The 13,453-nt window shown below is 71.5% G+C and carries 11 protein-coding genes; 6 read left to right on the top strand and 5 right to left on the bottom strand.

The features are described from left to right. Positions 1 to 84 precede the first annotated feature (84 nt). Positions 85 to 1,236, bottom strand: a complete 1,152-nt coding sequence (locus tag ACQHII_RS05925; protein WP_427918228.1) for a WD40/YVTN/BNR-like repeat-containing protein — start codon at positions 1,234 to 1,236, stop codon at positions 85 to 87. 215 nt (positions 1,237 to 1,451) lie between these two features. On the opposite strand from ACQHII_RS05925, the gene ACQHII_RS05920 reads away from it, so the two are divergent. Further along, positions 1,452 to 2,036 (top strand): Rv1733c family protein, encoded by a 585-nt coding sequence (locus ACQHII_RS05920; protein ID WP_427918227.1) that lies wholly within the window; start codon positions 1,452 to 1,454, stop codon positions 2,034 to 2,036. 310 nt (positions 2,037 to 2,346) lie between these two features. Here the strand turns inward: ACQHII_RS05920 and ACQHII_RS05915 are convergent, their stop codons facing one another. Continuing rightward, positions 2,347 to 4,356 carry a HEAT repeat domain-containing protein gene (locus ACQHII_RS05915; protein WP_427918226.1) on the bottom strand — a complete coding sequence of 670 codons (2,010 nt, stop codon included), beginning with the start codon at positions 4,354 to 4,356 and terminating at the stop codon, positions 2,347 to 2,349. Positions 4,357 to 4,442: 86 nt separating this feature from the next. Then, positions 4,443 to 6,110: an acyl-CoA dehydrogenase family protein gene (locus ACQHII_RS05910; RefSeq protein ID WP_427918225.1), complete on the bottom strand. Its 1,668-nt coding sequence runs from the start codon at positions 6,108 to 6,110 to the stop codon at positions 4,443 to 4,445. Positions 6,111 to 6,184: 74 nt separating this feature from the next. On the opposite strand from ACQHII_RS05910, the gene ACQHII_RS05905 reads away from it, so the two are divergent. Further along, entirely contained in the window at positions 6,185 to 7,024 is an 840-nt protein-coding gene (locus tag ACQHII_RS05905; protein WP_427918224.1) for a PaaX family transcriptional regulator C-terminal domain-containing protein, read from the top strand. Positions 7,025 to 7,046: 22 nt separating this feature from the next. Continuing rightward, a complete protein-coding gene (locus ACQHII_RS05900; protein WP_427918223.1) occupies positions 7,047 to 7,253 on the top strand; it encodes a hypothetical protein in 207 nt (68 codons plus the stop codon). Positions 7,254 to 7,373: 120 nt separating this feature from the next. Here the strand turns inward: ACQHII_RS05900 and ACQHII_RS05895 are convergent, their stop codons facing one another. Continuing rightward, positions 7,374 to 8,168, bottom strand: a complete 795-nt coding sequence (locus tag ACQHII_RS05895) for a pectate lyase (RefSeq protein ID WP_427918222.1) — start codon at positions 8,166 to 8,168, stop codon at positions 7,374 to 7,376. A gap of 32 nt (positions 8,169 to 8,200) precedes the next feature. Further along, positions 8,201 to 9,151, bottom strand: coding sequence for a pectate lyase family protein (locus tag ACQHII_RS05890; protein WP_427918221.1), 951 nt, complete (start codon positions 9,149 to 9,151; stop codon positions 8,201 to 8,203). 238 nt (positions 9,152 to 9,389) lie between these two features. Here ACQHII_RS05890 and ACQHII_RS05885 point away from each other — a divergent pair, with 238 nt between their 5' ends. From ACQHII_RS05885 to ACQHII_RS05875, 3 genes are read left to right on the top strand one after another with little or no spacing between them, the layout of a single operon-like run. Then, the gene (locus ACQHII_RS05885; RefSeq protein ID WP_427918220.1) at positions 9,390 to 10,718 is read left to right on the top strand and encodes an extracellular catalytic domain type 1 short-chain-length polyhydroxyalkanoate depolymerase; all 1,329 of its coding nucleotides are present in this window, start codon (positions 9,390 to 9,392) and stop codon (positions 10,716 to 10,718) included. A gap of 36 nt (positions 10,719 to 10,754) precedes the next feature. Beyond that, positions 10,755 to 12,029 carry an SGNH/GDSL hydrolase family protein gene (locus ACQHII_RS05880; RefSeq protein WP_427918219.1) on the top strand — a complete coding sequence of 425 codons (1,275 nt, stop codon included), beginning with the start codon at positions 10,755 to 10,757 and terminating at the stop codon, positions 12,027 to 12,029. Between the two features lie 21 nt (positions 12,030 to 12,050). Further along, positions 12,051 to 13,445 carry a hypothetical protein gene (locus ACQHII_RS05875; RefSeq protein ID WP_427918218.1) on the top strand — a complete coding sequence of 465 codons (1,395 nt, stop codon included), beginning with the start codon at positions 12,051 to 12,053 and terminating at the stop codon, positions 13,443 to 13,445. The last annotated feature ends 8 nt before the right edge of the window (positions 13,446 to 13,453 follow it).

Genomic DNA, 13,453 nt, shown 5'->3' with positions numbered 1-13,453 from the left:
CGAACCCTCCCCATAAGGCAGTTGCCCACCGGACGGTTCCGGCCCCCGGGGCAGCGGCCGTCGCGCGCGGGGGAGTTGCCGTCCTCATGCGACCACCGCGGCCCGCACGCACAGCACATCGGGGAGATGGGACGCCAACTGCCGCCAGCTGTCCCCGTCGTCGTCCGACGCGTACACCTCGCCGTTGCGATTGCCGAAGTACACGCCCGCCGGGTCCGCGCCGTCCGTGCACATCGCGTCGCGCAGCACCGTGCCGTAGTGGTCCTCGGCCGGCAGCCCCGCCGACAGGCCCTCCCAGCTTCTGCCCGCGTCGGCCGTACGGAAGACCCGGCACCGGTGCCCGGCGGGCACCCGGTCCGCGTCCGCGTTGATCGGGAACACATAGGCGGTGTCTCCGCGATGGGGATGGGCCGCCGCCGCGAAGCCGAACGTGGACGGCAGTCCCTCGCCGATGTCCGTCCAGTGCGCTCCCGCGTCGTCGCTTCGGTACACCCCCCAGTGGTTCTGCAGATACAGCCGGTCCGGGGTTGCCGCGTCCTGCGCGATCTTGTGCACGCACTGGCCGAACTCCGGGTTCGGATCCGGCAGGAACACCGCGGAGACACCGGAGTTGGACGGCTCCCAGCTCGCGCCCCCGTCACGGGTGCGGAAAACACCCGCAGTCGAGACGGCGACCGTCACCGCCTTCGGGTCGCGCTCGTCGGTGAGGACGGTGTGCAGCCCCTCTCCACCGCCGCCCGGCACCCAGCGCGAGCGGGTGGGGTGCTCCCAGAGGGGACGGACGAGGTCGAAGCTCTCGCCGCGGTCCTCGGAGCGGTACAGCGCGGCCGGTTCCGTACCCGCGTACACCACGTCCGGTTCCGCCGCGGCCGGGTGCAGCTGCCACACCCGCTCCAGCGAAGCCCCGGTGTCCTTGGGGAACTTGACGGCCGGCCGCTCCGGCTCGACCCACGTACGCCCCAGGTCGTCGGAGTGGAACACGGACGGACCCCAGTGGGCGCTGTCACCACCGGCCAGCAGTCTCGGAATGTGGCCCCGTGTGTCGACGGCGACCGAATACAGCGCCTGCGCGTTGAAGTACGGACTCTCGTCGAACTCCCAGACTCCACCCCGCCTGCGCCCGATGAACAGGCCTTTTCGCGTGCCCACCGCGAGCAGCACCTCGGTCATGACGATCACCTCCACCACGATTTTGGCCACTTCGCCCCCCTCACCCGCCAGTCTGCACCCCGCCACTGACAGTCACCCCTGGAGCTGGCATCACCGCAGCTCAGAGCCATGATCCCGGCCCGACGGGCAGCTGCCGGGGACGCCTCTCACGAAAAGCCCGCGCACACCTCGTCCGCCATGGGACTGTCGAGTCGGGGTATTCGTCGTGAGCATCGAGGGGACGTCTCCCGTATGGGAGGTCGGTTCGGCATGTCAGTGCGTTCATGAGGAGGATGCCTTCGATGGCGTTCCGAGGTCCGAAGGTGTGGCTGTGGCGGTGGCGGCGCAATCCGCTCAAGCGCCGCGCCGATGCGGTGGAGTCGTGGATCGTGCTCGGTGCCTGGCTGATCACCGTCCTGGCAGGCGTGCTGGCCGGTCTGACGGCGACCCGGTCCGTCGAACACGAACTGGCCCAGGAGCGCGTCGAGTGGAAACCCGTGGTGGCACTGGTGACCCAGGACGCGCCCGGCCCCTCCGCGGCCAACTCCGGGAGAACGAACAGCGAGCTCGTCTGGGCGAAGGTCCGCTGGACGGCCGTGGACGGCTCCTCGCACACCGGCCAGATCCGCGTTCCCTCCGGCAGCGGCATCGGCACTCCGGTGACGATCTGGACCGACCCGCGGGGCCATCTGGTCACCAAGCCCGCCACCGCGTCCCAGGCCCAGCTGCGGGCCGCACTGATCGGCACCCTGCTGGGAATGGGCGCGGCGGCCGTCCCCTTCATCAGCGCGCGCGCCCTCCGCATCCGGCTGGAACGCCGGCGCATGGACCAGTGGGACGAGGAATGGGCACGTTTCGGCCCGCTGTGGAGCCGCAAGACAGGCTGAGCAGGACGGGCCGACCGCCCGCTTGAGGGAAGACGGGCCCGACCGCCCGCACGACATGAGCGCCCCAGCACGCAGGCCGCTGCGGGGGCCCTCGTTGTGCCCGTCACCTCTCCGCGCCACGAGCGGCGCCACCGCCGGCCGTCCTTCCGCGCCGCACGCATGACCGTCCGTCGCCTTTCGGCGCCGGACGCGGTGCGACTGCCCGTCGCCGTCTCCCGCCGTACGCGGTGCGACCGCCCGTCGCCTTTCCGTACCGGACGCGGAGTCACCGCCCGTCACCGCTTCCCGCCGCACGCCGTACGACCGCACGTCACGCCTCCCCGCCGCACGCGGCGCCACCACTCGCCACCGTCTCCCGGCATACCGCCAACAGCCGCTCGTCCTCCAGTACGTCCCGGCTCCCATGTCCGCCGCTCCGTGCCAAGTGCCGTCGTGGCGCGGCGAGTTCCGCCGTCACCAGGTCATGCAGGGGTGCCCCGGCGGCCCCCATGTCGGCCAGGCACGCGGCGACAGCGACCCGCACACCCGGATGCCCGGTCCAAGCCGACCGCAGCGCAGGAAGCGCCCTCTCCGCATCCCCGGTAACCCGCCACAGCGCCCGCGCCCCCGCGACCCGCTCCTCCACGCGCTCCGCCCCGACCATCCGCGCCAGCACGTCCGCCGCGACCCGCGCGGCCACTCCCACCCGCGCCAGCACGTCCGCCGCCACCCGGCGCCGCTCTCCGTCCGAACTCGCCAAATCCCGTAACAGGGAAGGCAGTACGGCAGACGCATCCCCCTCCACCGACCACAACGCACCCGCCGCGACGCCCGCACACTCGGACTCCAACAGCCCCCGCAGCACCGGTACGACGCCCTCCGCCCCGACCCCGAACGCTTCGAGCGCCCGCACCGCCGACGCCACGACCCGCTGCCCGGACCGCATCCCGTCCGGCACCCCGCGCAACAGCCGCAGCACCTCCGGCACGGCCTCCCGGTCGGCGAGCGCGGTCAGGGCAGACAGCAGCGGTACGGCACGGTCGGACATCTCGGGGGAGTCGAGGGGCAGACGGCCGAGCCGGTGCCGCAACGCCGGGGCGAGCGGTGCGGCCGAGCGGCCAAGGTGGACGATCACCCGGCCCAGGTCGTCGGGTACGACCGGCCGCGCGAGCATCTCGGCCAGTACCGTCACCGCCCGTGAATCGCCGCTGCGGGCAAGGGCCTTGAGCGCGCCGCCCAGGGCCGGCGTCCCAGGCTCCCAGCGCTGCGTCCACAGGTCGGGGCGCGCGATCACCAGCGCGTGCAGGTGATCGGCGGCCGGCGCGGCCAGGTGGAAGAGTTCCCCCAGGACAGACGACGCGGCATCGCGCAACCGGTCGGCCTCCGTGCCCAGTTGCTCACCGACCAGCGCGACGAGCGCCGAGTGGTCGGCCCGCCACTCGCGGAACAGTCCGGCCGACATCCACACCCCGTTGCACCGGTCCGTGGGGTCCGGAGTGGCCAACTGCCCTTCCAGCAGGGCGATCCGGTTGGCCAGGCGCCCGCCCAGCGCGGTGTGCAGCGTGCGCACGAGCTGCGCGCCCTCCTCGTCCGAGGGGCGAAGTCGCCGTAACCGCCCGGCGAGCGTGTCCGCGCAGTCGGTGTCGTCCCGTTCGCGGAGGGCCGACCGCCGCAGCTCGGACCGCTCCCCGAGCAGGCCCACGACCCTCGGGACCAGGTCGGCGGGGAGCAGATCCGGTGCGCAGCACGCCAGTTGGCCGAGTGCGGCGAGCCGTAGCCCGGGGTCGTACGGCGGAGCGCCGAGGGCCAGCAGGGTGTCCAGCGCCTCGGAGGTGTGGGCCGGATACCGCCGTACGAACAGACCGAGGCTCTCGGTGAGGGCGAGCAGAACCCGGTCGTCGCGCTCGACCGTGATCCGCTCCCGCAACAGGCCCAGCACGCGCGCGGGTTGGTCGAGGAACCGGACCAGCCCCTCGGCCGCGGCCCGGCGCACGCCGGGGTCCCGGTCGCCGACGAGCACGACGAAGGCCTGGGACAGCGCCCGTAAGGCGGCTTCCGCCGGCCCGCGCCCCCGGCCGATGCTGACCAGAAGCGCCACCAACTCGCCGCGCTCCGCGACTCCTTCCTCGACGGCGAGCGCGAACAGAAACGGAACGCAGGCGAGTGTCGAGTCGTACACCGTCCCCTGGTGGTGCACCGCGCCGTACATCCCGTCGAGTGCTCCCGCCCGCTCGACGGGGTCCGTGGAGGCCAGTCCCCTGAGCAGTGCGGGCACGTCCTCCGCACTGCCGTACGCATGCCGCAGCGAGGCCCAGTCGACCTCGTCGATCCCCGTGAACACGTTGCCCTCCCCAGACGAAGTGCCAACTGATCGCGAGTCTGCACCACGCCACTGACAACGAAGCGGAATCGGGAGGTGACCGAGGGTCAGTCCCCGTCGGGCAGGGCGCGGGCGACGATCGCGTCGAGGTCGGCGGAGTCGGGGAGTGTGCCGAAGGCGTGCCCCCAGTCGCCGCTCAGCCGGGTCGCGCAGAAGGCGTCGGCGACGGCGGACGGGGCGTGTCGCACGAGGAGGGACGCCTGGAGGGTGAGCGCCATCTGTTCGACGAGGCGGCGCGCGCCCGTCTCCGTCGCCTCGCTCAACGTGCCCTTCAACCGGCTCACCGCCGCGTCCAGGCGGGCGTCCGCGCCCCGCGCCAGGGCGAGTTCGGCGAACAGGGCCTCCGCCGGGCCGGGGTCCCGGCTCAACGCCCGCAGTACGTCAAGGGCGTTGACGTTCCCCGAGCCCTCCCAGATGGAGAGGAGGGGTGCCTCGCGGTAGTGGCGGGGCATGCCAGAGTCCTCGACGTAGCCGTTGCCGCCGAGGCACTCCAGGGCCTCCGCCGTGTAGGCCGGGCCGCGCTTGGTCACCCAGTACTTGCCCACGGCGGTGGCGATCCGGCGGAACGCGGACTCGGCGTCGTCCCCGCGCACCGCACGGTCCGCCGCTCCCGCCAGCCGCAGGGTCAGGGTCGTCGCGGCCTCGGACTCCAGCGCCAGATCGGCCAACACGTTGCGCATCAGCGGCTGTTCGAGCAGCCGCGCGCCGAACGCACTGCGGTGGCGCACATGGTGGCCCGCCTCGACGAGCGTCTTGCGCATCAGCGTCGCCGACATCATCACGCAGTCCAGACGCGTGCAGTTGACCATCTCGATGATGGTCTTGACGCCACGCCCCTCGGGGCCGACCAGCCAGGCGACGGTCCCGTCGAACTCGGGCTCCGAGGACGCGTTGGACCGGTTGCCCAGCTTGTCCTTCAGCCGCTGGATGCGGAACGCGTTCCGGCTGCCGTCGGGCAGCACGCGGGGCACCAGGAAGCACGACAGCCCGCCCGGAGCCTGCGCCAGCACGAGGAACACGTCGCACATCGGCGCCGACGTGAACCACTTGTGCCCGCGCAGCGTGTACACCCCGGGTTCGGCGGTCGGGGTGGCCGCCGTGGTGTTCGTACGGACGTCGGAGCCGCCCTGCTTCTCCGTCATCCCCATCCCGGCCAGCAGCCCGCGCTTCTCGGTCGGGACGCGCAGGCCCGGTTCGTACACCCGGCTGGTGAGCAACGGCTCGTAGACCGCGGCCAGTTCGGGCTGGGCGCGCAGTGCGGGAACAGCGGCGTACGTCATCGACGTCGGGCATCCATGGCCCGCCTCGGTGTGTCCCCACACCAACCCGCCCGCCGTACGGGCCACATGGGCGCCGGGCCGCTCGTCCGCCCACGGTGCGCCCGCCAGCCCCTCGGCGACGGCGACGCCCATCAGCCGGTGCCAGCTCGGGTGGAACTCGACCTCGTCGATCCGGTTGCCGTACCGGTCGTGCGTGCGCAGTTCCGGCTCGTGCCGGTTCGCCTGCTCACCCCACTCCTGCGCCTCCGCACTGCCCGCCGCCCGGCCGAGCCGCCGTACGTCCTCCTCGGCCCAGCCGGCGCCCTCCCGACGCAGCCCTTCGAGCAGGGCCGTGTCCTGGGAGGCGTCGTACGGGGTCAGGGGCGGGGGCTGGTTGGTGACGTCGTGCGTGGCGTTCCCGGGCTGCGGCGGTGTGTGCGCGAGTGTCTGGGCCATACGGGCAGTGTTGCACTATTCCTGCGGTCGCATCAATGATGTAACACGATGGCTGCCCCGTAGAGTACGAGGCCATGCGGATGAACGAGTCGGAAGGGCCCGGTGAGGTGGACCTGCGTCCGTTGTCCGCGCGCTCGGTCGTCCTCAGTCTGCTGCTGGGCACGCATCCGCCCGAGCTGTCCGTACGGGATCTGCTGCGGGCCGTCGAGCCGCTCGGTGTGGCCGGATCCACCCTGCGGGCCGCGCTCAGCCGGATGGTCGCGGCCGGAGACCTGCGGAGCACGGACGCCGTCTACCGGCTCAGTGACCGCCTGCTGGAACGCCAGCGCCGCCAGGACATCGCCGTACACCCCGAGACCCGCCCCTGGGACGGCGACTGGGAGATGACCGTCGTCACCGCGACCGGCCGCGGCCCCGCCGAACGCGCCGAACTGCGCGCCAGGTTGACCGCCCTGCGGCTCGCGGAACTCCGCGAGGGAGTCTGGCTCCGCCCGGCCAATCTGCTACGACCCCGACCGGACGAACTCGGAGCGGTCGCCCGGCACTTCACCACCCGGCCGGAGGAGTCGGCCCGCCAACTGGCCGGGAACCTGTGGCCACTTGAGCCCTGGGCGAAGACGGCCGAGGCGCTGCTCGCCCGGATCGACGCCACCGCCGACCGTCCGGCCGACCGATTCACCGTACTCGCCGCCGTCGTACGCCACTTGCTCGCCGACCCGGTCCTGCCCCCCGAACTCCTGCCCGCGGACTGGCCGGGCCCCGCCCTGCGCGCCGGATACACCAGCCACAGGCGGGAGTTGATCGCGACGGTGCTGGGGAATCCGGGGAGTCGACAAGAAGCTGAAAGCCGGAATCCGCGTCAACACAGCCCTGGTTCAGCTGCCGGACCATCTGAAGGACCCACAGCTGAGTGACGACGGTCCCGGAGCCGACGAGTTGGCGAACCGGGTGCAGGAGGCGCGCTCGGCCCTCCACCCGCTCTGTGCCGCCGAGACCGTCGATCTCGCCGACGCTCTCGCACGTCGGGTCTGGAGCACCCGGCCCGCCGACGGCAAGGCCGACCATCGGGCCGAATTCCGGGAGACGCCGGACCTGTTGCGTCGCTTCACGCATCGGCTCCGGCAAGAGATCGCCAGGCCGTAGCCCTCGTTCCCGGCCGCCGCGACGGAACCGGTGACCTTGCCGGTCGGCCCGTACGGTGACGGCGGCCGTGCGAAGCGCCGTGCGGGGACGCTTCGGGCGGCCGCCGTCACCGCGGTGGGCTCACTTGTAGGTGATGTCCGAGGTCGCGTACTTGCAGTAAGTGCCGTCCGCGCCCGTGCCGTTGGTCGTCGGCTCCGCGCCCGTGTTGTTCCCGATGTACTTCTGACAGGGGATCATCTTCTTGCTGGTGTCCCCGACGATCGTGATCGCCTTCAGGGTCGCGCTGTCGCCGTAGTTGGTGTTGATGCCGACGATCCGGCTGCCCTTGTAGGTCGCCTCGATGGTGTTGAGGTTGATCGTGCGCTTGTACTGCGTCTTGCAGTTGCCGCACGAGCGGACGAACGTGCCGAAGGTCTGCGCCGCGAAGTTGGAGACGTTCAGCGTGCCGGCGCCGTTGAACTGGAACACCTTGTCGCTGGCCTCCTTCGCGCCACCGCCGTTGACGGTGTACACGTTGGACGACGCGGAGCCCAGGAAGGTCGCCGCGTCCTCACCGACGTCCTCCCACCACACGTTCTGCAGCGTGCAGGCGCCCAGGCAGTGGATGCCGTCGGCGGCGGGGGAGCCGATGATGACGTTCTTGACGACGGCACCGGCGGCCAGCTCCAGGATCGGCCCCTGGTCCTCGTCCTGGCTGCCCGTGCCCAGGTCACCGCTGCCGTACAGGCGCAGCATCCCGTAGTCCTTGGTGCCCGAGACCGAGATGGTCGAGGTGACGGCCTGGCTGCCGCTCGCGGTGGGCCAGGTGGCGGCACTGGCCGGCGAGAGCGCGCCGGATGCCATGATCATGCCAAGTGAGAGTCCGAAGGCCGTCGCCGCACCGGTGAGCGCGCGTGGCCGTAGGGAAGAAGTCATGTCCCGATTCCTTCTCCGAGTTGGGGGGGTGGTCAGAGCTTTCCGGTGCCCGCGCCGGACGTCACCGAGGCGACGACGGTCGAGGCGGGCTCGGCGGTGTAGCTGTACGGCGGGCTGGTGAACGTGCCGACCTGCGAGATCTCGGTGGCGGCTCCGCCGAGGTCGTTGCCGCTGAGGTTGGCGTAGCCGTCCACGTCGCTGTCCCGGTTCGTGGTGACGGCGACCTCCGTGTCGCGGAAGACGTTGTTCTGGACGAACATCTGGGCGCCCATGCGCGAGTGCACGGCGGTCTCGGCGCCGACGACGTAGTTGTCGTAGAAGTGCCCGGTGCCGAAACGCAGGCTGGGGATACGGGAGTTGACCTGGTCGAACCAGTTGTGGTGGTACGTCACCCGCAGATGCCCGGTGTCCTCGCTCGCGTTGTTGTCGCTGTGGCCGACGAGCGAACCCTTGTAGTGGTTCTTGAAGGTGTTCCAGGAGACGGTGACGTAGTCGGAGGCGTGCGTGATGTCGAGCAGGCCGTCGTAGTAGTCCTTGCCGTGGTCGAGGTCGGACGAGAAGGCGTTGTGGTCGATCCATACCTTCGTCGAGGCCTGCACGGTGATGCCGTCGGCGGGCGCGACCGGCTTGCTGATGTTCAGGTTGCGCACGACGACGTTCGTCACCTTCTTCAGGCGCAGCCCGCCGCCGGTGAACCCGGACGCCGAACCCACGCCCAGGACGGTCGTGTTGGACCCGATGTCGACCTGACCGCTCAGCGGGATCAGGCCGTTGACCTTCACCACCTTCGAAGTGCTGCCGGTGACAGCCGACTTGAAGGCGTCCAGCGTCGACACCGTGACCGCCGTGGCGCTGCCGCCGCCGGTCGTGCCGGCGCCGAAGCCGACCGGTGAGGTGTCGGCCGCGGCGGCGGAGTGGGGGAGTGCGAGCACGGCCGTCGCGGCGAGCGCGACCGCCGTCAGGGCTGATCTACGAGTACGCATGCGGGTGCGTCCCTTCGGGAGGGCATGGGTGATCGGATACGTGAACGATGTACGCCATGAAGGACCGCGCGGTCACACTTCTGAACGGAACGTAGAGTGCAAGCGCTTTCTAGTCAACGACCCGCGCGAAAGTATTCGGAGTGTGGGAGCGATTCCATGCCGCTCATGTGCATGTCACGATGCCGATTGTTCGCCCTGAACGATGCCCCACGAGCCGCGATCAGGAAGGGACGATGACGTGCGCCCCACAGCCGCCGCCCACACCCCCAAGTCCGCCCGGAAGAAGCCCCGTTCGGTACTCGTCGCCCTCTTCGGAGCGCTGGTGCCGTTGCTCGCGGCCCTGACCCTGCTGGCGCCCCCGGCCGCCGCCCGCGCCGAGGCCGTCCCCACCGCGACCCTCACCGAGGTCACCGGCTTCGGCACCAACCCCAGCAACCTCCAGATGTACGTCTACGTCCCGGCCGCCGTCACCGCCCACCCGGCGGTCGTCGTGGCCGTGCACTACTGCGGGGGATCGGGCCCGGCGATGTACTCCGGCACCGAATGCGCCTCGCTGGCCGACCAGTTGGGATTCATCGTCGTCTACCCGTCGGTCACCCGCGCCAGCAAATGCTTCGACGTCTCCTCGCCCCAGGCGCTGCACCGCGACGGCGGCAGCGACCCGGTCGGCATCAAGTCCATGGTCGACTGGGTGAAGAGCACCTACTCCGCCGACCCGGGCCGCGTCTTCGCCCTGGGCATCTCCTCCGGCGCGATGATGACGAACGTCCTGCTCGGCGACTATCCCGACGTCTTCGCGGCCGGCGCCGCCTTCGCCGGTGTGCCGTTCGGCTGCTTCGCCACCACCGACGGCTCCGAGTGGAACACCGCCTGCGCCAATGGCACGGTCGTCCAAACCCCGCAGCAGTGGGGCGACTTGGTGCGCGGCGCCGACCCGGGCTACACCGGCCCCCGCCCCCGCATGCAGCTCTGGCACGGCACCGCCGACGACACCCTGCGCTACCCGAACTTCGGCGAGGAGATCAAACAGTGGACGAACGTGCTGGGCGTCAGCCAGACCCCGGCCGCCACCGACTCCCCGGCCACCGGCTGGACCCGCACCCGCTACGGCGCCACCGGTGACCAGGCCCCCGTCGAGGCGATCAGCCTCCAGGGCGTCACCCACAACCTCTACACCTACGGCATGGGTGCCCGCGTCCTCACCTTCTTCGGCCTGTCCGGCGGCGGCACCACGCCCCCGCCCTCGACCGGTCCCTGCAAGGTGACGGTCACGACCAGCGCCTGGAACACCGGCCTCACCGCCTCCGTGACGATCACCAACACCGGCACGAGCACGGTGAACGGCTGGCAGCTCGGCTTCACCCTGCCCGCCGGCCAGACCATCACCAACGGCTGGGGCGCCGCCTACGCCCCGGCCTCGGGCACGGTGACGGCCACCAACGCGTCGTACGACGGCACGATCGCCCCGAACGCGAGCGTGACCATCGGCTACCAGGCGAACCACACCGGCAACAGCGCCGCGCCCACCGCCTACGCGCTCAACGGGACCGCCTGCACGGTCGGTTGACCCGCACCCCACTCCTTTTCGAGGAAGGCGGATTCCGTGCACCTCACGAGACGGACCGTGATCGGCGCCACGACCTCGGCGCTGACAGCCCCCAACTCGCTGCGTGCCGAGGCCGGTTCGGCCCGCCCCGGCTCGCACTGGGTGAACACCTGGACGGCGATGCCCCAGCTCACCGAGCCCGGCAACCTGCCGCCCGCGCCCTTCACCGGGACCAGGTCCGTCCTGGTCGACACCACACTCCGTCAGACGCTCCGCATCACCACCGGAGGCCGCACCCTGCGCCTGCGCTTCTCCAACGCCTACGGCGACACCCCGCTGCCGCTCACCGCGGTGACGGTGGCTCTCCCGCTGGACGGCAGGACGGGCGCGAGCGCGATAGTGCCCGGCAGCGGCAGGCCGGTCACCTTCGCCGGGCGCGGCTCGGCGGCCGTGCCGGTCGGTGCCCAACTGGTCTCGGATCCGCTGGACTTGGACCTGCCCGCAGCCTCCGTCCTGACCGTGACGACCTACCTGGCGACGGGCCAGCCATCACTAGCGCTCACCTCGCACCCGGGCTCGCGCACGACGTCGTATCTCCAACTCGGCGACCACACACGGGACGAGGACCTGCCCGGTGCGACCCCGGTCGACCACTGGTACCTGCTGAGCGACGTCGAGGTGCTGGCCCCGCGCACCACCACGGCCGTGGCGATCCTGGGCGACTCGCTCACCGACGGGCGCGGCTCCACGACCAACGGCAACGACCGCTGGCCCGACCAGCTCCACGACCGCCTCCGGGCCCACCCCGCGACCGCCGCCGTAGCGATCCTGAACCAGGCGGCGGGCGGAAACCGGGTCCTCAACGACGGACTCGGCCCCAACGTCCTCGCCCGCCTCGACCGCGACGTCCTCTCCCGCAGCGGAGTCACCCGCCTCATCGTCTTCGAGGGCGTCAACGACATCGGCACCGCCGACGCGACTCCCGCCGCCCAACTCCGCCTCACCGAAGACCTGTTGGCCGCCTACGATCAGATCGTGGTCCGCGCCCACGCGCAGGGCATCCGCGTCTACGGCGCGACGCTGCTCCCCTTCGGCGGCAACTCCTACGACGACCCGGCCGGCGTACGAGAGTCCTCCCGCCGGACGGTCAACACCTGGATCCGAACCTCCGGCCACTTCGACGCGGTCCTCGACTTCGACCGCGCCGTACGCGACCCCGCCGACCCGCGCCGCCTGCTCGCGTCCCTCCAGGTCGGCGACTGGCTGCATCTGAATCCGGCGGGGTACAAGGTGCTGGCGGGGGCGGTGCCGACAGGACTGCTGTCGCGCTGAAAAGCGCTGGCGCGGACGCGCGTGTGCCGGGTCGATTCCAGCACCCTGGACGGGCGGGAGTTCACCACCACGCCGATACGGTTCGAACATCTGTCGACGATCGCGATCGCCCTGGTCAGCGGGCCGGCACTGGCCACCGTGCTCGCGGTGCCGGGCCTGCTCGGCAGGCCGGTACCCGTCATCGTGCCGATGCGGGCCGGCCGAGGGGGCCGTTCCTGGCGGTGGGTCCTGGGAATTCTGCTGGTGCTCCTGGCTGCGGCGCTCGGTGTGCTGATTCCCGTGGCCTTCTTGCTGCCCGTCCAGGTCAGCATTGTGTGCGGGGTGGCCGGCGGACTCGGCGCGGCGCTCGCGGTCCGGCGGTACCCGGGTGTCGCCGGTCATGCTCAGGGGCGGGACGCGCCGACCCGTGGCCCGCGCGGGCCACGTCCGTTCGGCGTCCCGGGCCGGGCGATGGCGCGCGGACTGGCGGCCGGACTCCTGCGGGGCATGGTGTTCGGCACCGCGCTCGCCGTCACCCTCGCGGGTCGCTCGGCGGCCTCCCCGGAGTCCCCGCCGGGTGGGGTGTGGGACGTCAACACGGACCGGCGTTCCGTACTGGTGACGCCCGACGGCTGGAAACACGCCCGGCTGCCGGACGGGACCCGCGTCGCCATCGCCGCCGCGGCGACGGACTGGAGAGTCGACCGGCGGTCCGACGGTTCCGTCTACGCCCAGACCCTCGACGAGCCGTGCGACGCCTGGTGCGAGACCTTTCACAGCCCGGTCGAGCTGGAGCTGCGCCCCGGCGACGAGGACCTGCTGGTCAAGCTCCCGGGCGGCACCTTCGCGGAGAGCTTCGATCCGGAGAACGCAATGCCGCTCGCCGCCGGGGAGTGGCTGCTGAGGGGCACCCCCGGCGTGCTCTTCGGGGGTGCCCTCCTGACCGGTCTTTCCTTCGGCCTGTCCCTGGGACTCGTGGGCGGGGCGACGGCGGCTCTGCACGGGCGGCTGGTGACTCCCACCGAAGTCACCCAGGTCGGTACACCGCTGGACGGGCTGCGAGCCGACCGGGCCACGGCGGTGAGCCGCGTGGTGCTCCTGGCGCTGTTCGGCGCGGTCGGCGCGACCCTGACGCTCCTTGTCACCATCCCGGCGCCCTTGGCCTGGTTGACCACCGGCGGGGACATGGTGACGTTCTCGGGCTTCGTCCTGGTGGCTGTGGCGCCCCTGGCGTTGGCCCTGAGCGCCTGGGGCTGGTTCCTGGTCACGCGCCTGTGGCTGTGCGGGACCGGCCGGCTGCCCTGGCGGCTCATGGGTTTCCTCGACGGGGCGCATCGCCGGGGTGTGCTGCGGCAGATCGGAGCCGTGTACGAGTTCCGGCACGCGCGTCTGCAGGAACGACTGGCCGCGTGGCCGATCTCCGACCGGCCCGCGTGACCACCCCT

Source organism: Streptomyces sp. cg40 (genome assembly GCF_050320165.1).
GTDB lineage: Bacteria > Actinomycetota > Actinomycetes > Streptomycetales > Streptomycetaceae > Streptomyces > Streptomyces hokutonensis.
Note: the sequence above shows the minus strand (reverse complement) of the source record. Positions and strands in the feature narration are given on the sequence as shown.

Coding starts and splice junctions, on each gene's coding strand:
- ACQHII_RS05920 (WP_427918227.1), top strand. CDS start 1,452: ATGGCGTTCCGAGGTCCGAAGGTGTGGCTGTGGCGGTGGCGGCGCAAT.
- ACQHII_RS05910 (WP_427918225.1), bottom strand. CDS start 6,110: ATGGCCCAGACACTCGCGCACACACCGCCGCAGCCCGGGAACGCCACG.
- ACQHII_RS05905 (WP_427918224.1), top strand. CDS start 6,185: ATGCGGATGAACGAGTCGGAAGGGCCCGGTGAGGTGGACCTGCGTCCG.
- ACQHII_RS05895 (WP_427918222.1), bottom strand. CDS start 8,168: ATGACTTCTTCCCTACGGCCACGCGCGCTCACCGGTGCGGCGACGGCC.
- ACQHII_RS05890 (WP_427918221.1), bottom strand. CDS start 9,151: ATGCGTACTCGTAGATCAGCCCTGACGGCGGTCGCGCTCGCCGCGACG.